Source organism: Streptomyces sp. NPDC094147, from assembly GCF_044764265.1.
Classification (GTDB): domain Bacteria; phylum Actinomycetota; class Actinomycetes; order Streptomycetales; family Streptomycetaceae; genus Streptomyces.
In genome coordinates this window covers 253,809-276,277 of the sequence record NZ_JBIWHT010000007.1, presented here as the reverse complement: position 1 = coordinate 276,277, position 22,469 = coordinate 253,809, and the positions used below count along the sequence as shown (strand labels likewise).

General features: G+C 68.7%; 20 protein-coding genes and 1 tRNA gene. 10 read left to right on the top strand and 11 right to left on the bottom strand.

What is annotated here, in order from left to right:
- Window positions 1–15: 15 nt before the first annotated feature.
- Window positions 16–1,308 carry a hypothetical protein gene (locus ACIQ8J_RS14670; protein WP_403269461.1) on the bottom strand — a complete coding sequence of 431 codons (1,293 nt, stop codon included), beginning with the start codon at window positions 1,306–1,308 and terminating at the stop codon, window positions 16–18.
- A gap of 143 nt (window positions 1,309–1,451) precedes the next feature.
- Window positions 1,452–1,586, bottom strand: coding sequence for a DLW-39 family protein (locus ACIQ8J_RS14665; RefSeq protein ID WP_003958712.1), 135 nt, complete (start codon window positions 1,584–1,586; stop codon window positions 1,452–1,454).
- Window positions 1,587–1,807: 221 nt separating this feature from the next.
- On the opposite strand from ACIQ8J_RS14665, the gene ACIQ8J_RS14660 reads away from it, so the two are divergent.
- A complete protein-coding gene (locus tag ACIQ8J_RS14660; protein ID WP_403269458.1) occupies window positions 1,808–2,209 on the top strand; it encodes a DUF6344 domain-containing protein in 402 nt (133 codons plus the stop codon).
- A gap of 275 nt (window positions 2,210–2,484) precedes the next feature.
- Here the strand turns inward: ACIQ8J_RS14660 and ACIQ8J_RS14655 are convergent.
- The 9 genes from ACIQ8J_RS14655 to dnaA form a co-directional block, all read right to left on the bottom strand.
- A tRNA-Ile gene (locus ACIQ8J_RS14655) sits at window positions 2,485–2,558 on the bottom strand.
- A 97-nt stretch (window positions 2,559–2,655) separates the two neighbouring features.
- Window positions 2,656–3,219, bottom strand: coding sequence for a DUF3566 domain-containing protein (locus ACIQ8J_RS14650; RefSeq protein WP_403269455.1), 564 nt, complete (start codon window positions 3,217–3,219; stop codon window positions 2,656–2,658).
- A gap of 87 nt (window positions 3,220–3,306) precedes the next feature.
- Window positions 3,307–5,904 carry a DNA gyrase subunit A gene (gene gyrA, locus ACIQ8J_RS14645; protein WP_403269452.1) on the bottom strand — a complete coding sequence of 866 codons (2,598 nt, stop codon included), beginning with the start codon at window positions 5,902–5,904 and terminating at the stop codon, window positions 3,307–3,309.
- 44 nt (window positions 5,905–5,948) lie between these two features.
- Window positions 5,949–8,012 (bottom strand): DNA topoisomerase (ATP-hydrolyzing) subunit B, encoded by a 2,064-nt coding sequence (gene gyrB / locus ACIQ8J_RS14640; protein WP_403269449.1) that lies wholly within the window; start codon window positions 8,010–8,012, stop codon window positions 5,949–5,951.
- 505 nt (window positions 8,013–8,517) lie between these two features.
- A complete protein-coding gene (locus tag ACIQ8J_RS14635; RefSeq protein ID WP_403269447.1) occupies window positions 8,518–9,060 on the bottom strand; it encodes a DUF721 domain-containing protein in 543 nt (180 codons plus the stop codon).
- Entirely contained in the window at window positions 9,057–10,178 is a 1,122-nt protein-coding gene (gene recF, locus ACIQ8J_RS14630) for a DNA replication/repair protein RecF (RefSeq protein ID WP_403269445.1), read from the bottom strand. The genes ACIQ8J_RS14635 and recF overlap by 4 nt, the downstream gene beginning before the upstream one ends.
- Before the next feature lie 42 nt (window positions 10,179–10,220).
- Window positions 10,221–11,096: a phosphogluconate dehydrogenase (NAD(+)-dependent, decarboxylating) gene (gene gnd / locus ACIQ8J_RS14625; RefSeq protein WP_403269441.1), complete on the bottom strand. Its 876-nt coding sequence runs from the start codon at window positions 11,094–11,096 to the stop codon at window positions 10,221–10,223.
- A gap of 129 nt (window positions 11,097–11,225) precedes the next feature.
- Window positions 11,226–12,356, bottom strand: coding sequence for a DNA polymerase III subunit beta (gene dnaN, locus ACIQ8J_RS14620; protein ID WP_382583186.1), 1,131 nt, complete (start codon window positions 12,354–12,356; stop codon window positions 11,226–11,228).
- 925 nt (window positions 12,357–13,281) lie between these two features.
- Entirely contained in the window at window positions 13,282–15,111 is a 1,830-nt protein-coding gene (gene dnaA / locus ACIQ8J_RS14615; protein WP_403269437.1) for a chromosomal replication initiator protein DnaA, read from the bottom strand.
- Window positions 15,112–15,494: 383 nt separating this feature from the next.
- On the opposite strand from dnaA, the gene rpmH reads away from it, so the two are divergent.
- The 9 genes from rpmH (at window position 15,495) to ACIQ8J_RS14570 (ending at window position 22,416) form a co-directional block, all read left to right on the top strand.
- Window positions 15,495–15,632, top strand: a complete 138-nt coding sequence (gene rpmH / locus ACIQ8J_RS14610) for a 50S ribosomal protein L34 (protein ID WP_006381191.1) — start codon at window positions 15,495–15,497, stop codon at window positions 15,630–15,632.
- 18 nt (window positions 15,633–15,650) lie between these two features.
- Window positions 15,651–16,022, top strand: coding sequence for a ribonuclease P protein component (gene rnpA, locus ACIQ8J_RS14605; protein WP_403269434.1), 372 nt, complete (start codon window positions 15,651–15,653; stop codon window positions 16,020–16,022).
- Window positions 16,019–16,348, top strand: coding sequence for a membrane protein insertion efficiency factor YidD (gene yidD, locus ACIQ8J_RS14600; RefSeq protein WP_403269432.1), 330 nt, complete (start codon window positions 16,019–16,021; stop codon window positions 16,346–16,348). The genes rnpA and yidD overlap by 4 nt, the downstream gene beginning before the upstream one ends.
- Window positions 16,349–16,351: 3 nt before the next feature.
- The gene (gene yidC / locus ACIQ8J_RS14595; RefSeq protein ID WP_403269429.1) at window positions 16,352–17,653 is read left to right on the top strand and encodes a membrane protein insertase YidC; all 1,302 of its coding nucleotides are present in this window, start codon (window positions 16,352–16,354) and stop codon (window positions 17,651–17,653) included.
- 15 nt (window positions 17,654–17,668) lie between these two features.
- Window positions 17,669–18,181, top strand: coding sequence for a protein jag (locus tag ACIQ8J_RS14590; protein ID WP_403269426.1), 513 nt, complete (start codon window positions 17,669–17,671; stop codon window positions 18,179–18,181).
- A gap of 111 nt (window positions 18,182–18,292) precedes the next feature.
- A complete protein-coding gene (gene rsmG / locus ACIQ8J_RS14585) occupies window positions 18,293–19,018 on the top strand; it encodes a 16S rRNA (guanine(527)-N(7))-methyltransferase RsmG (RefSeq protein WP_403269423.1) in 726 nt (241 codons plus the stop codon).
- Between the two features lie 307 nt (window positions 19,019–19,325).
- Window positions 19,326–20,402: a ParA family protein gene (locus tag ACIQ8J_RS14580; protein ID WP_399048829.1), complete on the top strand. Its 1,077-nt coding sequence runs from the start codon at window positions 19,326–19,328 to the stop codon at window positions 20,400–20,402.
- The gene (locus ACIQ8J_RS14575) at window positions 20,399–21,493 is read left to right on the top strand and encodes a ParB/RepB/Spo0J family partition protein (protein WP_403269420.1); all 1,095 of its coding nucleotides are present in this window, start codon (window positions 20,399–20,401) and stop codon (window positions 21,491–21,493) included. Before ACIQ8J_RS14580 ends, ACIQ8J_RS14575 begins: the two co-directional genes overlap by 4 nt.
- 305 nt (window positions 21,494–21,798) lie before the next feature.
- Window positions 21,799–22,416: a GNAT family N-acetyltransferase gene (locus ACIQ8J_RS14570; RefSeq protein ID WP_403269417.1), complete on the top strand. Its 618-nt coding sequence runs from the start codon at window positions 21,799–21,801 to the stop codon at window positions 22,414–22,416.
- Window positions 22,417–22,469 lie beyond the last annotated feature (53 nt).

The window sequence follows — 22,469 nt, the reverse complement described above, 5'->3', positions numbered from 1 at the left end:
GGCGGTCAAGGACACCTACCAGGAGGCGGGCGGCCCGAACCCCTGCGGCGCCGGGGCGGCCGCGCGCCTGCGGGCCACCAGCGTCCACACCCCGAGCCCCGCCACCAGCACCGTGCCCGAGCCGATTCCGGCGGCCGCGAGAAGTTTCATCGCGCCGTCGTCGGCAGAGGGGGCGGCCGTCCCGAAGTCGGGCGCCCGGCCCGCGTACGCCGGGCCGGATGCCGCCGCGCCCCGGACGCTCAGCCGCAGGCTCACGTCGTACGGCGTGTTCCCGAAGGTCTGCCCGACCTCGGGGCTGAGCGACACCGCCAGGTAGTAGGAGCCGCTGAAGCGCATCGCCGAGACCGCGTCCGACGGCGCGAAGCGGTTCTCGTAGGCGACCGGCGCGAGCGGGTCGAGCGCGGCCTCCTTCTGCTTGCCGTCGTACGGCGCCGACGCCCCGGAGACCGGCCCGCGCCCGGGGTTGTAGAGCTGGAGGGACAGCGCGTTGCCGACGTAGCCGTCCTTGGCGGTCGCGATGCTGCCCAGGCCGGCGTCGGCGAAGAGCTGCTGCCCCCAGTCGAGCGGCACGCTGAAGAAGAGGGTTTCGCCCGGCTGGATCGTGTCCCTCCACTGTCCTTCGGACAGTGCGGTCGCGTCGTGGAAGCCGCTGCCGCCGTGGCGTCGCTGCGGGGCGCCGGCCGGCGGGGCCGGTGACGCGGAGGGCCAGCCGGTGGGCGCCGTGCTCGGCCCGGCGGTCTTCCTGGCGGGCTCGGTCGAGTAGCGCAGGTCCAGGCCCCAGTCGCCGGGCGTGGAGGTGGCGTCGCTCTCCCGCTCGACCACCATGTAGTACGTGCCCGGCTGCTGACAGGTCGACAGGCTTTTGCGCAGGGCTCGGTAGGCGTAGGCGGCGACGGGGTGCGGGTACTGCGCCGAGCCGATCGAACGGCGCTGGGAGTCGCAGTCGTTGCCGTCGGCGTCCTGGAGCGACACCTTGATGGAGTCGCCGTAGGCGAGCTTCGCGCCCGGGGGTCCCGGCACGGCGACCGCCGACACATAGGCGTCGCTCTCGGCGTCCAGGACGACCTGGAAATAGAGCTTGCCGTTCGGCTTGATGACCGACCTGTAGGCGGTGGCGGACCGCAGGAGGGGCCCGTCGGTGTTCTTCGCCGCCCCCGCCACGTCCCGCACACCGTCGGGGTACCGGTACGGCTGCGGCTGCCCGGCCGCGTGTACGGGTCCCGGCGCCGCGAGCAGCGCGCCGAGCGCTGCCGCGACCGCCCCGATCCTGTGCGCCGCCGTCCGGGACCTGCTGTGCCTCGTCCTCACGTCGCCCCGCCCCATCTTTGCCCTCGCAAGTCAATTATTCGCTTACGTGAACTAGCTCGCGCCCGGGACCGCTCCCACCCCCCGGGACAGCACGAAGCCCCGGCCACATCAGTGGCCGGGGCTTCGCAACTGGGTCTTCGGTCTCACACACCCGAACCTGCGGGCACGGAGTCGGTCGCCTCCGTCCACAGATCCTGCTCGGCGCGATCCGCCTGGATCTGGCGGTACACGAGGAGCCCGCCGATGGCGGCCAGTGCGACCAGGAGAAGCTTCTTCACCGCGCGACCTCGTCTTTCCTTGACGTAAGGGACCTCTGCCGCCCGACTATACACACCGATCGATATCAATCGGTGATGGTCCATCCGTGTGTAGTTGATCGGAAGATCCGCCGATACGGTGCGTCGCTCCTCGCCTCCTCCGCACTGCCCGCACATCATCGGATACAACGCAATTCGGGCAACCCAAAAGCACACACTGCTCACGGAAGAAGCGAGGAATCATGGCAACCAGCAAGCTCACGACGTGGTGGACCTCCCTCATCAGCGCGCTCGTCGCCCTCTTCGCCGCCTTCGGCTTCGCCGGCCAGGCATCCGCCGCCGCCCCCGCGGCTTCCGTACCGCAGAACGACGTGACGCACAACCGGAGCGAACCGCCCGCCTCCGTTGCTCCTACCGTGCACTGGGCCCTGCCGGCCCCCTCGGCCCTGCCGCCCACCATGAAGCAGCGCATCCGCGCCGAGGCCCACGGCGCCTCGCCCTCCTCCCGGCACCGCGCCGACGTCCACGACGGGCCCGAGGGGCCGCAGGAGCCCGGCGGAACCGGTGCGACCGCCACGAACACGGCGCCGGCGGGCGACGACGAGCCCGAAGACTCCACCGGGGCCGAGGCCCCGACCCCCTGACCCACCCCGCTCCGCCCGAGCTGCGAGCCCGGCAACTTCCCCAAGTTGCCGGGCTCTTCGGTGTTTCCGGGGGCCTGGCGCGCGCCCCTCTCCCTGCCCGGCCGCCCACGACGGGACGAAGCCCCCGCACACCGTGCCCCTACGGTCCGCGAAGCGATCCCGCAACCTGGGGCCTGCGACCCTCAGGCCCGCGCCGCCACCCCGCCCCCGGCCTGACACCCCTCCCCGGAAACGCCGAAGACCCCCGGGTATTCACCCGGGGGTCTTCGTCACTGTGGGGCTAACAGGATTTGAACCTGTGGCCTCATCCTTATCAGGGATGCGCTCTAACCAACTGAGCTATAGCCCCGCCGCGCTCTGCGGGATGTCCCGCGCGCTGACCTCTGAAGATTAGCGCACGGGACGGCCAGTCCCAAAATCGATGGCCGAGCGGCTGTGAACTGCGGCTACTCGTCCTCGGCGAGCGTGAGCTCGATGCCGCCCACGAAACCGGCCGAGAGGTTGTAGATGAAGGCGCCGAGCGTGGCCAGCGCCGTGGCGAGCACCACGTCGATCACCGCGATGATCGACGTGAAGAGCAGCACCCGCGGCAGCGACAGGAACGACTGGAGGTCGAAGCCGTTGGACTCGTTCGAGCCGGTGGCCTCGCTGATCGTGCCGCCGACCGTGGAGAACACGCCCATGGCGTCCATGACCATCCACAGCACCGCCGCCGCGATCACCGTGCAGATGCCGAGCGCGATGGACAGCAGGAAGCTGACCTTCATCACCGACCACGGGTCGGCCTTGGCCACCCGCAGCCGCGCCTTGCGCGTACGGGGCGTCGTACGCGCCCCGGTACGCGGCCGGCGCACCGGCTCGGACCGGCTGCCCCGCTGCGGCGCGGGATACGCCTGCGGCGGGTGGTAGGGCTGCTGGCCCTGCGCGGGCCGCTCACGCTCGCCGGGCAGCGGCCCGTTGGCGTGGCCCTCGTACTCCGTGCGGCCCTGTGGCCCCCGGGTGTCCGTCACCGTTACCCCCTGGGAGTCCGCGGCAGAGCCACGGGCACCGTTCGCTCCGGAAGCGGCCGCTCCGGCGCCCGTGGCTCCACTCACGCTTTACTCCTCGTGCTCCCCGGCCGAGGGCTGGGCGCCCTCGGCAGCAGCCTCGGCAGTAGCGCCCTCGGCGTCGTCGGCCCCGTCGACCTCTTCGGCCTCGCTGCCCGCCTCGGCGTTACGGGCGATACCGACCACGGCATCGCGCTTGCCCAGGTTGATCAGTTGGACGCCCATGGTGTCACGGCCCGTCTCCCTGACCTCGTTGACTCGCGTGCGAATCACACCGCCGCCGAGCGTGATGGCGAGGATTTCGTCGCTCTCCTCCACCACCAGCGCGCCGACCAGCGAGCCCCGGTCCTCCACGATCTTGGCGGCCTTGATGCCGAGGCCGCCGCGGCCCTGGACGCGGTACTCGTCGACGGGAGTGCGCTTCGCGTACCCGCCATCGGTTGCGGTGAAGACGAACGTACCGGGCCGGACGACATTCATCGAGAGCAGTTCGTCGCCCTCGCGGAAACTCATCCCCTTGACGCCGGAGGTCGCGCGTCCCATCGGGCGCAGCGCGTCGTCCGTCGCCGTGAAGCGGATGGACTGCGCCTTCTTGCTGACGAGCAGCAGATCGTCCTCGGCCGAGACCAGCTCCGCGCCGATCAGTTCGTCGTCGCTGCCGTCCGCGGTCTCCCGCAGATTGATGGCGATGACACCACCCGAACGGGGCGAGTCGTAGTCCTTGAGCGACGTCTTCTTCACCAGGCCGCCCTTGGTGGCCAGGATCAGATAGGGCGCCGCCTCGTAGTCGCGGATCGCGAGGATCTGGGCGATCTTCTCGTCCGGCTGGAAGGCGAGCAGGTTGGCGACGTGCTGACCGCGCGCGTCACGTCCCGCGTCCGGCAGCTCGTACGCCTTGGCCCGGTAGACCCGGCCCTTGTTGGTGAAGAACAGCAGCCAGTGGTGCGTGGTGGAGACGAAGAAGTGGTCGACGATGTCGTCCTGCTTCAGCTTGGTGCCCCGCACGCCCTTGCCGCCGCGCTTCTGCGAGCGGTAGTCCTCGGTCTTGGTGCGCTTGACGTAGCCGCCATTGGTGATGGTGACGACGATGTCCTCTTCGGCGATCAGGTCCTCGATGGACATGTCACCGTCGAACGGCACCAGCGCCGAGCGCCGGTCGTCGCCGAACTTGTCGACGATCGCGGCCAGTTCCTCGCTCACGATCATGCGCTGGCGCTCGGGCGAGGCGAGGATCGCGTTGTACTCGTTGATCTTCGCCTGGAGCTCGTCGTGCTCGGCGACGATCTTCTGGCGCTCCAGGGCGGCCAGCCGGCGCAGCTGCATCTCCAGGATGGCGTTGGCCTGGATCTCGTCGATCGAGAGCAGGCCCATCAGGCCCTCGCGCGCGATCTCGACCGTCTGGCTGCGCCGGATCAGGGCGATGACCTCGTCGATCGCGTCCAGCGCCTTGAGCAGGCCGCGCAGGATGTGCGCCCGCTCCTCGGCCTTGCGCAGCCGGAACTTCGTACGCCGGACGATGACCTCGATCTGGTGCGTCACCCAGTGGCGGATGAACGCGTCGATCGAGAGCGTGCGCGGCACGCCGTCGACCAGCGCCAGCATGTTGGCGCCGAAGTTGCTCTGCAGATCGGTGTGCTTGTACAGGTTGTTCAGGACGACCTTGGCGACCGCGTCCCGCTTGAGGACGATCACCAGGCGCTGGCCGGTACGGGAGCTGGTCTCGTCACGGACGTCCGCGATGCCGCCGACCTTGCCGTCCTTGACCAGGTCGGCGATCTTCTGCGCCAGGTTGTCCGGGTTGGTCTGGTACGGCAGTTCCGTGACCACCAGGCACTGGCGGTTCTGGATCTCCTCGACCGCGACGACCGCGCGCATCGTGATGGAGCCGCGACCGGTGCGGTACGCCTCCTCGATGCCCTTGCGGCCCACGACCAGCGCGCCGGTGGGGAAGTCGGGGCCCTTGATGCGCTCGATCAGCGCGTCCAGGAGCTCCTCGTGCGAGGCCTCCGGGTTCGCCAGGTACCACTGGGCGCCCTCGGCGACCTCGCGCAGGTTGTGCGGCGGGATGTTGGTCGCCATGCCGACCGCGATACCGGCCGAACCGTTGACCAGGAGGTTGGGGAAGCGCGCCGGCAGGACCGTCGGCTCCTGGTTGCGGCCGTCGTAGTTGTCCGTGAAGTCGACGGTCTCCTCGTCGATGTCGCGGACCATCTCCATGGACAGCGGCATCATCTTGCACTCGGTGTACCGCATGGCGGCGGCCGGGTCGTTGCCCGGGGAACCGAAGTTGCCGTTGGAGTCCACCAGCGGCATGCGCATCGACCAGTGCTGGGCGAGGCGCACGAGGGCGTCGTAGATCGAGGAGTCGCCGTGCGGGTGGTACGTACCCATGACGTCACCGACGACGCGGGCGCACTTGTAGAAGCCCTTCTCGGGCCGGTACCCGCCGTCGTACATGGCGTACAGGACACGGCGGTGGACGGGCTTCAGACCGTCCCGTACGTCCGGCAGCGCACGCGAGACGATGACGGACATCGCGTAGTCGAGGTAGGAACGCTGCATCTCCGTTTCGAGCCCGACGGGCTCGATGCGCAGAACAGGGCCTTCCTCGGTGGGTTCAGCGGTCGCGGGAGTGTTCTCGTCGGCCATTGCTGGTTCTCAAGTCCTTTCGAAGCGGTCAGCGACAGACCGAGTCAGATGTCGAGGAAGCGGACGTCCCGCGCGTTGCGCTGGATGAACGAGCGGCGTGCCTCCACGTCCTCGCCCATCAGCACCGAGAACAGGTCGTCGGCCTGGGCCGCGTCGTCCAGGGTGACCTGGCCGAGCACCCGGTGCTCGATGTCCATGGTGGTGACGCGCAGCTCCTCGGCGTTCATCTCACCGAGACCCTTGAAGCGCTGGATCGAGTCCTCGCGGATCCGCTTGCCGTTCTGCTTGCCGAGCTCGGTGAGCGCGTCGCGCTCACGGTCCGAGTACGCGTACTCGAAGTCGTCCCGGCCCCACTTGATCTTGTAGAGCGGCGGGCGCGACAGGTAGACGTGCCCGGCCTCGACCAGCGGCCGCATGAAGCGGAACAGGAAGGTCAGCAGCAGGGTGTTGATGTGCTGGCCGTCGACATCGGCGTCCGCCATCAAGATGATCTTGTGATAGCGGAGCTTCTCGATGTCGAAGTCCTCGTGGACCCCGGTACCGAACGCCGAGATCAGCGCCTGGACCTCGGTGTTCTGCAGGATCTTGTCGATCCGGGCCTTCTCGACGTTCAGGATCTTGCCTCGGATGGGCAGGATCGCCTGGTACATCGGGTTGCGGCCGGACTTCGCCGAACCACCGGCGGAGTCACCCTCGACGATGAAGATCTCGCACTTGGTGGGGTCGTTGGACTGGCAGTCCGAGAGCTTGCCGGGCAGCGACGCCGACTCGAGCAGCCCCTTGCGGCGGGTCAGGTCACGCGCCTTGCGGGCGGCGACGCGGGCCGTCTGCGCCTGGATGGACTTGCGGATGATGTCCGCGGCCTCGTTGGGGTTGCGGTCGAACCAGTCGGTGAGGTGCTCGTGCACCACCTTCTGGACGAACGTCTTCGCCTCGGTGTTGCCCAGCTTGGTCTTGGTCTGACCCTCGAACTGCGGCTCGCCCAGCTTGACGGAGATGATCGCCGTCAGACCCTCGCGGATATCCTCGCCCGAGAGGTTGTCGTCCTTCTCGCGCAGCAGCTTCTTGTCACGGGCGTACCGGTTGACCAGGCCCGTGAGCGCGGCGCGGAATCCCTCCTCATGCGTACCCCCCTCATGCGTGTGGATGGTGTTCGCAAAGGAGTAAACGCCCTCGCTGTACTGAGAGTTCCACTGCATCGCGATCTCGGCCGAGAGGAGTCGCTCCTTGTCCTCGGCCTCGATGTCGATCACGGTCGGGTGGATCAGCTCGCCCTTGCGCGAGTTGAGGTACTTCACGAAGTCGACGATGCCGCCCTCGTAGAAGTACGTCACCGAGAGGGGCTGCTGCTCCTCCGCCTCATCGGTGGAGTCCGCGCCCGAGACGGCCTTCGCCGACTCGCGCTCGTCGGTCAGCGTCAGGGTCAGGCCCTTGTTGAGGAAGGCCATCTCCTGGAAGCGCCGCGACAGCGTCTCGAAGGAGTACTCGGTGGTCTCGAAGATGTCGCCGTCGGCCCAGAAGGTGACCGACGTGCCGGTCTCCTCGACGGCTTCGTTACGGGCGAGGGGCGCCGTCGGGACACCGAGCTTGTAGTCCTGGGTCCAGCGGTGGCCCTCCGTCCTGACCTCGACCGCGACCTTCGTGGACAGTGCGTTCACGACGGACACACCGACACCGTGCAGACCGCCGGAGACGGCGTAACCGCCGCCGCCGAACTTGCCGCCCGCGTGCAGGACGGTGAGTACGACCTCGACGGCGGGCTTCCCCTCGGAGGGAATGATGCCCACGGGAATGCCACGGCCGTTGTCGATCACTCGTACGCCGCCGTCCGCGAGGATGGTGACGTCGATCGTGTCCGCGTGTCCGGCCAGAGCCTCGTCGACGGAGTTGTCGACGACCTCGTACACGAGGTGATGAAGACCACGCTCACCGGTCGAGCCGATGTACATGCCGGGTCGCTTGCGGACCGCGTCCAGACCTTCGAGGACGGTAATCGCGCTGGCGTCGTACGAGGCGGTGACCTCGCCGTTCTCGCCGACGGCAGTGGACGGGGTGTTCTCGTTGGGGTTGCCGGAATCGGCCACGAAGCGCCCTTTCTGGCACAGCACAAGCCTTCCCCTGTCAGGCAGGAGCGGCTGCGTCGTTCAGCGATGGTCAGCGTCGGGCACCGCCCGTGGGGGCAGGCGTCCGTCCGCTTCTTTCGGTGCGTCCCGCGAGGACGGCGGGATTATTGACCAGTCTACCGGTAGCGCCGACATGAATGGGGGTTTGCCGGTACCTGAGTCCGCATGTGCCGCCCTGAGCGGGCGCCTACCGACTCCCCATATTCGGGGAGGGGCCCCAAGAGCCTCACACGGGCTTTCAGCGCTTCGACCTGTCAACCTCCGACTACGGTGAGGGACGCCCCATGCCCCTCACGCGGTTTCAGGCCCCTCACATGCCCCGTTTTCGCAGGTCACCAGGGGTGCGGCGGAGACGCGTGGGACACCCCTCGGCGGGCCCGGACGTCTCCTCCGTCGCGGACGCCTCCTCTATACGGAGGTCGTCACGTCCCTATAGAGGTCGTCGCGAAGGAATCCGGGCACCGGCTCGCCCGGGGCATGCCGGCAGGCATCACCCGTAGGTGTCGCCCGGCCCGGTGCTCCCCGGCGCGCGCAGCTTCCCGTAGCGCTGCGGCGGTCCGCTCGGGCCGAACACCTTGATCAGCCGGACCGTGCCCTGCCCCAGGTCCGCGTTGAGCCGCGCCACCAGCTGAGGGGCGAGCAGCCGCAGCTGGGTCGCCCAGGCCGTCGAGTCGCACTGCACGGTGAGGACGGCCTCGGTCTCGTCGTACGACTGCGGCACGCAGTGGTTGGCGAGGTCGTCGCCGACGATCTGCGGCCAGCGGCCCATCACACCGCCCACCGCGGCCGGCGTCTCCCAGCCGCGCTCGCTGATCAGCCGGTTGATCGCGGCCCCCAGCGGCAGCGGGTCGCGCCCGTCCGCCCGCGCGCCGGAGCGCAGTCCGCCGCCCCGCCGGGCCTGCTTCTTCTGCTGCGCGGCCGCGCCCCGCGCCTTGGCCTGCTCCTTGGCCGCGCGCAGCGCGACCCGCGCCAGATCGACCCCGGAGGACTCGGGCACCTTCGGCGGCTCGGCTGATTCGGGCGCCTCGCTCATACCCGCGTCACCTCGCCCGCCGCGACCTCGTAGCGCACACCCGCGAGGATCCCCGGAACGTCGTCGTCCACCGCGGCCGTCACCAGGACCTGCTCGCCCGGAGCGACCAGCTCCGCGAGCCGTTCGCGCCGCTTGGCGTCCAGCTCGGCGAACACGTCGTCCAGGACGAGCACCGGCTCGTTGCCCTCGGCCCGCAGCAGGTCGTACGAGGCGAGCCGCAGTGCAAGGGCGTACGACCAGGACTCGCCGTGGCTCGCGTACCCCTTCGCCGGAAGCTCGCCGAGGCGCAGCGAAAGATCGTCGCGGTGCGGCCCGGCCAGCGTCACGCCCCGCTCGATCTCCTGCTTGCGGACGTCCGCGAAAGCCGCGATGAGCTGGCCGTACAGCTCGTCGCGGGTGTGCCCGGAGCCCGGCGCCGACGGCTTGTACTCCAACGCCACCGGCCCACCGCCCGGGGCGAGTTGCTCGTACGCCTTGTCCGTCAGCGGCTGCAGCGCGGCGATCAGGTCGAGGCGCTGGGCGAGGAGCTCGGCACCGGCCTGGGCGAGGTGCTGGTCCCACACGTCGAGTGTGGACAGGTCCATGCCACGGCCGCCGTGCCGGCGGGCCATCGCGGCGGACTTCAGGAGGGTGTTGCGCTGTTTGAGGACCCGGTCGTAGTCGGAGCGCACCGCGGCCATCCTGGGCGAGCGCGCGGTGATCAGCTCGTCGAGGAACCGCCGCCGCTCGCCGGGATCGCCCTTGACCAGCGCCAGATCCTCCGGGGCGAACAGCACAGTCCGTACGATCCCCAGCACATCGCGGGGTCTGACCTGCGAGGACCTGTTGATACGGGCCCGGTTGGCGCGGCCGGGGTTGAGTTCGAGCTCGATCAGCTGGGAGCGCTCGCCCTGGGTGACGGCCGCGCGGATGACGGCCCGGTCGGCGCCCATGCGTACCAGCGGCGCGTCGGAGGAGACCCGGTGGCTGCCGAGCGAGGCGAGATAGCCGACGGCTTCGACCAGATTGGTCTTGCCCTGCCCGTTGGCCCCCACGAAAGCGGTGACGCCCGGGTCGAGCGGAACCTCGACCCGGGCGTACGAGCGGAAGTCGGCCAGCGAGAGATGCGTGACGTGCATGGTGTCGCCGACCTCCCCCGGCTGACCTACTGCTCTTTACTGCTACTTGGACTCGACCGCGTGGCCGCCGAACTGGTTGCGCAGCGCGGCGATCATCTTCATCTGCGGGGAGTCGTCCTGCCGGGACGCGAAGCGCGCGAACAGCGAGGCGGTGATCGCGGGCAGCGGCACGGCGTTGTCGATGGCGGCCTCGACGGTCCAGCGGCCCTCGCCGGAGTCCTGCGCGAAGCCCTTGAGCTTGTCGAGGTGCTCGTCGTCGTCCAGCGCGTTGACCGCCAGGTCGAGCAGCCAGGAACGGATGACCGTGCCCTCCTGCCAGCTGCGGAACACCTCGCGGACGTCGGTGACCGAGTCGACCTTCTCCAGCAGCTCCCAGCCCTCGGCGTAGGCCTGCATCATGGCGTACTCGATGCCGTTGTGGACCATCTTGGAGAAGTGGCCGGCGCCGACCTTGCCCGCGTGGACCGAGCCGAAATCGCCCTCGGGCTTCAGCGCGTCGAAGACCGGCTGGACCTTCGCGATGTTCTCGGCGTCGCCGCCGTACATCAGCGCGTAGCCGTTCTCCAGGCCCCAGACGCCGCCGGAGACACCGCAGTCGACGAAGCCGATGCCCTTGGCGGCGAGCTCCGCCGCGTGCTTCTCGTCGTCGGTCCAGCGCGAGTTGCCGCCGTCCACGACGATGTCGCCGGGCGACAGGAGATCGGCGAGCTCGTCGATGGTGGACTGCGTCGCGGCGCCCGCCGGGACCATCACCCACACCACTCGCGGACCGTTGAGGCTGTCCACAAGCTCCTTGAGGCTGTGGACATCCGCGACGTCCGGGTTGCGGTCGTAACCGATGACGGTGTGGCCGGCGCGGCGGATGCGCTCGCGCATGTTGCCGCCCATTTTGCCGAGGCCGACGAGACCGAGCTCCATCACATGATCCTTTGACGTTGTGGCTTTCGTACCCGCGTCCGAGCCTACGCCGGGGCCTTGGCACACACCTGCGGGGTCAGCCGCTCAAACGTACGCCCCGGAGCCCGGGGCGTACGTCCGCGAAGCCACTCAGCCGGACAGCCGCACCGGCATGATCAGGTACTTGTACGCGTCGTCCGCCTCGGCGTCCAGCGCGGGCTTGCCGCTGAGCAGCGCCGGCTTGGTCGAGGTGGTGAAGGCGAGCTGGGCGACCGGGGAGTCGATCGCGCTCAGGCCGTCGAGCAGGAAGGTCGGGTTGAAGGCGATCGAGATGTCGTCGCCCTCCAGGTTGGCGTCGACCCTTTCCACAGCCTGTGCGTCGTCGCTGGAACCGGCCTCCAGGATGAGCACGCCCTGCTCGAAGCTGAGCCGCACCGGGGTGTTGCGCTCGGCGACCAGGGACACGCGCTTGACGGCCTCGACGAAGGGGGCGGTCTCGATCACCGCGACCGAGTTGAACTCGGTGGGGAAGAGAGTCCGGTACTTCGGCAGGTCGCCCTCAAGGAGGCGGGTGGTCGTGCGGCGGCCCGCGCCCTCGAAGCCGATCAGGCCCTCTCCGGCGCCGGAGCCGGAGAGCGCCAGGGTGACCGTGTCGCCGCTCGTGAGCGCCTTGGCGGTGTCCAGGAGCGTCTTGGCGGGCACCAGGGCGACCGCGGAGGCGTCCGGGTTCTCCGGCTTCCACAGGAACTCGCGGACCGCGAAGCGGTAGCGGTCGGTGGAGGCCAGGGTGACCGTGTCGCCCTCGATCTCGATGCGGACACCGGTCAGCACGGGCAGCGTGTCGTCGCGGCCGGCCGCGATGGCGACCTGGGCGGCGGCGGAGGCGAAGACCTCACCGGGAACGGTGCCGGTGGCGGTCGGCATCTGCGGCAGCGCCGGGTACTCCTCCACAGGAAGGGTGTGGAGGGTGAAGCGCGAGGAGCCGCAGACCACGGTCGCCCGTACACCGTCGGTGGAAATCTCCACCGGGCGGTTGGGGAGGGCGCGGCAGATGTCGGCGAGGAGGCGGCCGGAGACGAGCACCGTGCCGTCCTCGTCCACCTCGGCGTCGACCGAGACCCGCGCCGAGACCTCGTAGTCGAAGCTGGAGAAGCTGAGCGCGCCGTCCTCCGCCTTCAGAAGAAGGCCCGCGAGTACGGGCGCGGGCGGACGGGCCGGGAGGCTGCGGGCCACCCAGGCCACCGCCTCCGCGAGTACATCGCGCTCCACCCGGATCTTCACCGGAACCGCCTCCTGCTGTTGCTGGCTCGCCCTGCTGGCTTTCGTCGTCGGCTGTATCGCCGGGGACCAGTCTGACGTACGCCGCTGACACTCGGTGCGCGTCGGGGTCAAGTCGCGTCGAGCGGTGTCGGGAGCTCCGGCGGCGAGTTGTGCACAGGCCCCACTTCGAAGCGGATTCCGAGCTAACTCTAAGTGGGAGTAGTAGTAGGGCCTGTGGAAACCGTGGATAACCCCGTTTGCGCAGGTCACGCCCAGTTTTTTGTCCACCGCCCCTGTGGGTGGAGCCGGTGGACAACTCATGGTTTCTGTGGACGCCCGAAAGTTCTGCACAACCAATGCACAGGAGGGGGCCACTTCTCCCCAGGGCTGTCCCCAGCTTTACCCACGTTCCCCACAGGCCAACCCGCCTCCTTGGTGTGACGGCTTTCACTCGGTCCAGTGATCCCGGGTGTTTCCTTGCCGAACAGTGGACACGGGTGTGGAGAACGTGGGTGAAGCTGGGGACAACGGATCAAGACCTGTGGGTCGCCGGTGGACAACTTCACCCACAGCCTGTGGACAGAGATTTCATCCACAAGCTGTGGAGCGACGATGCCCACAAATCCACAGGCTGTTGACCTGGGGTGATGGAGTATCAGCCGCCGCGCCTGTGGAAGCAATCTGGACAACTTCGCGGTCCCCAGGGTGTGGACGGAAGAAAGTCCCCAGATCTGTGGAGAACCGCCCCTGACCAGCCGGTATTCGAACACCAAGGGCTCCGCCGGCCTCGTACACACGCTTCCCTCGGCCCCGTACGCACGTATTCCGGAGCCTCCTGAGGGCCTCTCGGCGGCCCGGAAGGGGCCCGCCCCGGGGGCCGGGAACGCCGAAGGGCGCCCGGAGAATCGATCCCTGGGCGCCCTTCGAGGTGTCCGCTGAGGCGCTGTCAGCCGTTCTTGATGCGGTTGGTGAGCTCGGTGACCTGGTTGTAGATGGAGCGGCGCTCCGCCATCAGCGCGCGGATCTTGCGGTCCGCGTGCATCACCGTCGTATGGTCGCGGCCGCCGAACTGGGCCCCGATCTTGGGCAGCGAGAGATCGGTGAGCTCGCGGCACAGGTACATGGCGATCTGGCGGGCCGTCACCAGGACCCGGCTGCGCGAGGATCCGCAGAGGTCCTCCACCGTCAGACCGAAGTAGTCGGCGGTCGCCGCCATGATGGCGCTCGCGGTGATCTCGGGCGCCGAGTCCTCGCCGCCGGGGATCAGGTCCTTCAGCACGATCTCGGTCAGCCCCAGGTCCACCGGCTGCCGGTTGAGCGAGGCGAACGCCGTGACCCGGATCAGCGCGCCCTCCAGCTCACGGATGTTCCGCGAGATCCGGGACGCGATGAACTCCAGCACCTCCGGCGGGGCGTTGAGCTGCTCCTGCACCGCCTTCTTACGGAGGATCGCGATACGGGTCTCCAGCTCGGGCGGCTGCACATCCGTGGTGAGGCCCCACTCGAAACGGTTCCGCAGCCGGTCCTCCAGGGTCATCAGCTGCTTGGGCGGCCGGTCCGAGGACAGCACGATCTGCTTGTTGGCGTTGTGGAGCGTGTTGAAGGTGTGGAAGAACTCCTCCTGCGTCGACTCCTTGCTCGCCAGGAACTGGATGTCGTCGACCAGGAGGATGTCCACGTCGCGGTAGCGCTTGCGGAAGGTGTCGCCCTTGCCGTCGCGGATCGAGTTGATGAACTCGTTGGTGAACTCCTCGGAGCTCACGTACCGCACCCGCGTGCCGGGATACAGACTGCGCGCGTAGTGCCCGATCGCGTGCAGCAGGTGGGTCTTGCCGAGGCCCGACTCCCCATAGATGAACAGGGGGTTGTACGCCTTGGCCGGAGCCTCGGCGACCGCGACGGCCGCGGCGTGCGCGAACCGGTTCGACGAGCCGATGACGAAGGTGTCGAAGAGGTACTTCGGGTTCAGCCGCGCGTGCGGCTCGCCCGGACCGCCCTGCGCGGGCGCCCCGCCGGACGGGGACGGTGCCAGATGGCCGGAGCCGCCGCGCTGCGGGGCCTGCGCGTCCGGCAGCTCCCGGCGCTCGGGCCGCTCATGGCGTTCGTGCCGCTGCTGCTCGTACGGCTGCGGCTTGGGCTGCTCGTACTGCGGGCGGTCCGGCTCGTACGGGCCGCGCTCCTGTTCGTACTGGCCCCGCTCCTGGCGCTCGGGCGGCTGCGGCGACCGGTAGTCGTGCTGCGGCTGCTGCGGGCGGGGGCTGCCGTAGGGCTCGCGCCACTGCTCGCCTGAGGGCTCGCGGTCCTGGAAGCCGCCGAGGCGGGGCTGCTGCCAGAGGTCTTCCTGGGCGCGCGGCCAGGCGCCGGGCTCGGGGCGCTGCTGGTACTCGCCGGGGTAGGCGGGGCGCACCGTGGGCAGCCCGTCGTCGGCGGGCCGGCCGTACGGGTCGTCCTGGTAGCGCTGCTGCTGGGGCTGCTGCTGCGGAGCCGGCGGCGCGGGCTCGCCCACGGAGTCGTCGACGGTGATCGCGATCCGGATGGTGCGGCCGCACTCGCGGCTCAGGGTCTCGCTGATCAGCGGGGCGAGCCGGCCCTCCAGAACGCGCTTGCCCCATTCGTTGGGGACGGCGAGCAGGGCGGTGTCGGCCACCAGTGCGAGCGGCTGGCAGCGCTCGATCCACTGCTTGTCCTTGGGCTCGATGCCCTGCTGCCCCTCCCCGAGGAGATGCTCCAGCACTCGTGGCCACACTGCGGCAAGATCGGCAGGTACGTCAGCCACAGGGCACGCTCTCTCGCAGGTCCCACGAATGTGTGGTTCTCGGGACGGTATGGGATGGCACAGACAGACAGGCAAGGACAGATGGGGAAAAGATTTCGGAGTTCAGCCACGGTAGTCGGGGCCACTGACGTGGTTCAAGTTGTTGTCCACAGCCTGTGCACAGTGGGCCCCGTCAAGACGCCGGTTTGACCGGATGGCGTAGCCGCGCGTACCGTAACCAGGTCGAGTTGTCGATGGCTGCTGCCGCCTGCCTCCGATGGGCAAAGATCACGATCTTGTGATCGTGAAGCGGTGCACACGGGCGTATACGCGAGCTACTCGTGGGCGCACGGTGACAGCCAGGCGATGTCCCGCCGCCAACGAATCATTTCTGGAGCCCCCGAGTGAGCAAGCGCACCTTCCAGCCGAACAACCGTCGCCGCGCCAAGACCCACGGCTTCCGCCTGCGGATGCGTACCCGCGCCGGCCGCGCGATTCTCGCGAACCGCCGTGGCAAGGGTCGCGCCAGCCTGTCCGCGTAATCGCGAACAGGTCATGACGTGCTGCCTACCGAGAATCGGCTGAGGCGGCGCGAGGACTTCGCGACCGCGGTACGCCGAGGACGCCGGGCCGGACGCCCGCTCCTCGTCGTCCATCTACGCAGCGGTGCAACGGACCCGCACGCGCCTGGGGAGAGCGCTCCCCCGACGCGTGCGGGTTTCGTCGTCAGCAAGGCCGTGGGCGTAGCGGTCGTCCGCAACCTGGTGAAGCGCAGGCTTCGCCATCTGATGCGTGAACGGCTTCCCCAGCTGCCCGCCGGTAGCCTGGTGGTCGTACGGGCATTGCCCGGTGCGGGTGATGCCGACCATGCACAGCTGGCCCGAGACCTGGACGCCGCTCTTTCGCGGCTGCTGGGAGGGGGCGCGCGATGAAGTACCCGCTGCTGGCCCTGATCAAGCTGTACCAGTGGACGATCAGCCCACTCCTCGGGCCCGTCTGCAGGTACTACCCGTCGTGTTCCCACTATGGATATACGGCGATCGACCGGCACGGCGCCGTCAAAGGCACTGCCCTGACCGCCTGGCGCATTCTGCGGTGCAACCCGTGGTCGCCGGGCGGCGTGGACTACGTACCGGAGCGCAAACGACCTCGATGGCACGAGGCGTTGCGCGCTGCCTGGCGCGGCAGGAAGGGCGGGATCTCCGCCGCTGAGACCAGCCCGGCCGCAGAGACTCCGCCCAATGCTCAAGGAGCCTGATTAGTGGACACGATTGCCAGTCTGTTCAGCTTTATCACCTGGCCTGTTTCCTGGGTCATCGTCCAGTTCCACAAGTTGTACGGCGCGATCTTCGGGCCGGACACGGGCTGGGCCTGGGGCCTGTCGATCGTGTCCCTCGTGGTGCTGATCCGTATCTGCCTGATCCCGCTCTTCGTGAAGCAGATCAAGTCGACCCGGAACATGCAGGCGCTCCAGCCGAAGATGAAGGCGATCCAGGAGCGCTACAAGAGCGACAAGCAGCGACAGTCCGAAGAGATGATGAAGCTGTACAAGGAGACGGGTACCAACCCGCTCTCCTCGTGCCTTCCGATCCTCGCGCAGTCGCCGTTCTTCTTCGCGCTCTACCACGTGCTCGCCGGCATCGCCAACGGCAAGACCATCGGCGTCATCAACCAGCCGCTGCTGCAAAGCGCCCAGAAGGCCCACATTCTCGGTGCCCCGCTGGCCGCGAAGTTCACCGACGGCGCGTCGAAGGTCGAGGCGCTCGGCGCCACGATGACCGACGTCCGGGTCGTCACCGCGATCATGATCGTGCTGATGTCGGCCTCGCAGTTCTTCACCCAGCGCCAGCTGATGACGAAGAACGTGGACCTGACGGTCAAGACGCCGTTCATGCAGCAGCAGAAGATGCTGATGTACGTCTTCCCGGTCATGTTCGCCGTGATGGGCATCAACTTCCCCGTCGGTGTCCTCGTCTACTGGCTGACCACCAACGTGTGGACCATGGGCCAGCAGATGTACGTCATCAACCAGAACCCGACGCCGGGTTCCAAGGCCCAGGCGCACTACCTGGAGCGACTGGTCAAGAGCGTCTCCCTGCACGGTGAGGTGCGCGGCAAGCGGCGGCGCACGGTCGTCCAGGCGATCGTGGCCAAGGGCCCGGATCGCAACGACAACGAGCGCAAATTCGTCACCAGCCTGTCCAAGCAGGGCTTCGCCGCCCAGGCCGACGGCAGCGTGCTGAAGAGCGACGCCGCGGCCGCCGAGGCCGAGGGCGGGGCGGCGCCGAAGCGTCAGCAGCCGAAGCGCCAGACCAAAGCCCAGCGTCAGGCCGCCGCGGTTCAGCAGGACGAGGCGACCGCGAAGACCTCGTTGGCGAAGGACTCCGGGGCCGCCTCGGACTCCGCGGACGAGGTGTCCGAGGAGAAGAAGGCCGAACCGCAGGACGCGAAGCCCCAGCCGGAAGCCAAGCCGAAGCAGGGCAAGCCCACCGCCGGCCAGGCACGAGCCAAGTCGGGTCAGCGCAAGGGTCAGCAGCGGCCCAAGCACCCGTCCAAGAAGTAAGAAGGAGTCCATCCCGTGACGGAAGGCACCACCTCCCCGGCCGCCGAGGGCGTCGACCCCCTTTCCCGCCTGGAGCAGGAAGGGGAGATCGCCGCCGATTACCTCGAGGGCCTGCTCGACATCGCCGACCTCGACGGCGACATCGACATGGACGTCGAGGCGGACCGTGCCGCGGTCTCCATCATCAGCGACAGCAGCAGCCGTGAACTGCAGAAGCTCGTGGGCCGCGACGGCGAGGTGCTGGAGGCGCTCCAGGAGCTGACGCGGCTCGCCGTGCACCGCGAGACCGGGGACCGCAGCCGCCTGATGCTGGACATCGCGGGTTACCGGGCCAAGAAGCGCACGGAACTCGCCGAACTGGGTGCCAAGGCGGCGGACGAGGTGAAGAGCACCGGTGCGCCGGTGAAGCTGGACCCGATGACGCCGTTCGAGCGCAAGGTCGTGCACGACGCGGTCGCGGCCGCGGGTCTGCGCAGCGAGTCGGAGGGCGAGGAGCCCCAGCGCTTCGTCGTCGTGCTGCCCGCCTGAGAGGTCCCGGTTTTCTCGGCCCCGTCTGTTCGCAGGCGGGGCCGATCTTTGTCAGCCTGATAGTCAGCCGCCACAGTGCGGTCACGCGTAGGTAGGGAAGGGACGGTCCCCGTGACGGAGGCAGAGGCAGCAGCGGAGCTTCCCCCGGCGCCGGAAGTGGCGCGGGCGGTTTTCGGCGAGTTCTTCCCGGAAGCCGTGCGGTATGCGGAGCTGCTCGCGGATGCGGGGGTCAAGCGCGGTCTCATCGGGCCGCGTGAGGTGCCGCGTCTGTGGGAGCGGCATCTGCTCAACTGCGCGGTGCTCTCCGAGGTCGTTCCGGAGGGCGTCACGGTCTGCGACGTCGGCTCGGGTGCGGGCCTGCCCGGTATCCCGCTGGCCCTGGTGCGTCCGGACCTGAAGATCACCCTGCTCGAACCGCTGCTGCGGCGCACCAATTTCCTCCAGGAGGTCGTGGAGCTTCTCGGTCTCGACCATGTGACCGTGGTGCGCGGCCGTGCCGAGGAGATGCTGGGCAAGGTTCCGCCGGTGCATGTGGTGACGGCCCGCGCGGTGGCGCCGCTCGACCGGCTGGCCGGCTGGGGCGTTCCGCTGCTGCGCCCCTACGGCGAGATGCTGGCGCTCAAGGGCGACACGGCCGAGGAGGAGATCGTGGGTGCGCGCGCCGCCCTGAGCAAGCTCGGTGTGGTGGAGACCACGGTGCTTCAGGTCGGCGAGGGCATCGTCGACCCGCTGTCCACGGTCGTACGGGTCGAGGTCGGCGAGAGCCCGGGCGGTGTGCGGTTCGCCGCGAAGCGCGCCAAGGCCGCCAGGACGAGCCGAACCCGGCGCCGCCGCTGAGCCATTGCCCCCTGGAGCCCGTGCCCTGTGGGCGGGTTCAGGGGGTTGAATGCTCCATAGAAGGCGGCATACGTACGCATTTCGGAGTGTCGTAACGGACTCCGGTGAGCGCGGATGCATCGTGTTTCACGTGAAACGTCGCTCACTGCTGCATGGAATCATCAGCCGCGGCCGTGCGGCTTCCTCGCCGCGCGACCGCAGGCCGTTCGCGGGGGGCCCTGAGTCCCCTGCGAGGGCTACGGAGTTGTCCACAGAGGTGGATTCATCCACAGAAGACCGGGCCTCGCTGGTTCACGACCCCGAAGACATGGGAGGCTCTGCTTATTGCGAGCCTGAAGTCGAGGAGAGTGAATCCTTGCGGTCCGACGCCAACATCGCGGGACCGATGACCGATCCGGTCCCCGGTCCCCGTACCGAATCGGCGGGGGAGGATGTTTCACGTGAAACGCCGCCCCCGATGGACGACACCCCCATCGGTCGTGCTGCCCAGCTGGCGGTGGAAGCTCTCGGCCGGGCCGGCGAGGGTCTGCCCCGGCCGGAGCAGACCCGAATCATGGTCGTTGCCAACCAGAAGGGCGGCGTAGGGAAGACCACCACCACGGTCAACCTCGCCGCTTCCCTCGCCCTGCACGGTGCGCGGGTACTGGTGGTCGACCTCGATCCGCAGGGCAATGCCTCGACGGCACTGGGTATCGACCACCATGCCGAAGTCCCTTCGATCTATGACGTGCTGGTCGAGAGCAGGCCGCTCGCCGAAGTCGTGCAGCCCGTCCCGGACGTCGAGGGACTCTTCTGCGCGCCCGCCACGATCGATCTCGCCGGTGCGGAGATCGAGCTCGTGTCCCTGGTGGCCCGGGAGAGCCGGCTGCAGCGCGCCATCCAGGCGTACGAGCAGCCGCTGGACTACATCCTCATCGACTGCCCGCCCTCGCTGGGCCTGTTGACGGTCAACGCGCTCGTCGCGGGGGCCGAGGTCCTGATTCCGATCCAGTGTGAGTACTACGCGCTGGAGGGGCTTGGCCAGCTGCTGAGGAACGTCGATCTGGTGCGAGGGCATCTGAACCCGGCGCTGCATGTGTCGACGATTCTGCTCACCATGTACGACGGCCGGACCAGGCTCGCCTCCCAGGTGGCCGACGAGGTGCGCAGTCACTTCGGCAAGGAGGTGCTGCGGACCAGCATTCCGCGCTCGGTCCGCATCTCCGAGGCGCCGAGCTACGGACAGACGGTGCTCACCTATGACCCGGGCTCCAGCGGCTCGCTCTCGTACCTAGAAGCTGCCCGCGAGATCGCCCTGCGCGGTGTCGGTGTGCAGTACGACCCCACGCACGCGCATGTGGTCAGCCAGAACAACCAGCACAGCATGTCGGAGGGGATCCAGTGAGTGAGCGACGTAGAGGATTGGGGCGTGGGCTCGGTGCGCTGATCCCTACCGCCTCGCAGGAGAAGCCGGGCTCCTCGGTGGGGACGGCTTCCACGTCCCCGTCCGCGGTGCCGCTGCTGACCGCGGAGCGGGGGGTGGCGGCCGCGAAGGTCGCGACGCTGCCGGCGGCTTCTGTTTCACGTGAAACATCGCTGCCCGAGCCGGAGGCCGCACCGGAACTGGTGTCGCCGGCCGGGGCGTTCTTCGCCGAGCTGCCGATCGACTCGATCACGCCGAACCCGCGCCAGCCGCGTGAGGTTTTCGACGAGGATGCTCTCGCCGAACTGGTCACCTCCATCAAAGAAGTCGGGCTTCTCCAGCCCGTCGTCGTCCGGCAGACCGGCCCCGAGCGCTACGAGCTCATCATGGGCGAGCGGCGCTGGAGGTCCTGCCGTGAGGCCGGACTTGAGCGGATCCCCGCCATCGTCCGGGACACCGACGACGAGAAGCTCCTTCTCGACGCCCTTTTGGAGAACCTTCACCGGGCCCAGCTGAATCCGCTGGAAGAGGCCGCTGCCTACGACCAGTTGCTGCGGGACTTCAAGTGCACCCACGACCAGCTGGCGGACCGTATCGGCCGCTCGCGGCCGCAGGTCTCCAACACGCTGCGGCTGCTGCGTCTTTCGCCGCCCGTGCAGCGTAGGGTCGCCGCCGGTGTCATCTCGGCGGGCCACGCACGGGCGCTGCTCTCGGTGGACGACACCGCGGAGCAGGACCGGCTGGCTCACCGCATCGTGGCTGAGGGCCTCTCGGTGCGGGCGGTCGAAGAGATCGTCAGCCTGATGTCCTCGGAGCCTCAGGCCGCTCCCAAGGCCAAGGGGCCGAGGGCAGGGACGCGTCTGTCGCCCGCCCTCTCCGATCTGGCCCACCGGCTCTCGGACCGCTTCGAGACGCGGGTGAAGGTCGACCTGGGCCAGAAGAAGGGAAAGATCGTCGTAGAGTTCGCCTCGATAGACGATCTGGAGAGGATTCTCGGCACCCTCGCCCCGGGCGAGGGACGGGTCCTGGAGAAGGGGCTCGCCGAGGAAACCTCGGAGGACGGCGACAGCTGAGTCCTGCGGCGCCGCTTGAGGGCGGGCCGTGTTCCCGGTCATACCGGAACACGGCCCGCCCTTTGCATGCGGACGCTACCCCTGCCATGACCGGGTGGATACGATGCGTACTGGTATGGCACATCCACCTTGATCCATCTTCTAGGGGGCGCGGGGGCCATGCGAACGGTGAGCCGCACTCAACTGGTGACAGCGGGTCTTGGCCTCGGGGCCGTCGGCGGATTCGTCGGGAGCCTGCTCCGGGAGCGGGGCGCGCTGACAGCCGCGCGGAGTGCAGCAGGCGAGGGAAGTGAGGAACAGCCTTCATGGGGCGTCGGCTCGTACCGCTCACGCTGGACAACCTTCCGGACCTCCCCAAGCGCTGCCGCTCCTGTGTCTTCTGGGAACTCGACCCGGTCAGCGGAGAGGCCGCGGTAAAGGCGGGTCGGCCCGAACTGGAGAAAGAGGCCTGGATCTCCGCCGTGCTCCTGGAATGGGGCTCCTGTGGACGGGTCGTCTATGTCGATGACATCCCGGTCGGTTACGTGCTCTACGCGCCCCCGGCCTATGTGCCCCGGGCCACGGCGTTCCCCACCAGCCCGGTGTCCGCCGACGCCGCACTGCTGATGACCGGGTGGATCATGCCGGGCTATCAGGGGCAGGGACTGGGGAGAGTGATGGTGCAGACGGTCGCGAAGGATCTGCTGCGCCGAGGCGTCAAGGCCATCGAGGCGTTCGGTGATGCCCGTTGGCGGGAGCCCGCCTGTGTGCTTCCGGCCGACCATCTGCTGGCGGTGGGGTTCAAGACCGTACGGCCGCATCCGAGGTATCCGCGCATGCGGCTCGAACTGCGCACGACGCTGTCCTGGAAGGAAGACGTCGAACTGGCCCTGGACCGACTGCTGGGCGCGGTTCAGAAGGAGCCGGCGCTGAGGCCGCTGTAGGAGTCGACTCCATGGAAAACGGGCCCGCCCCCTCAAGGAGGCGGGCCCGTTTC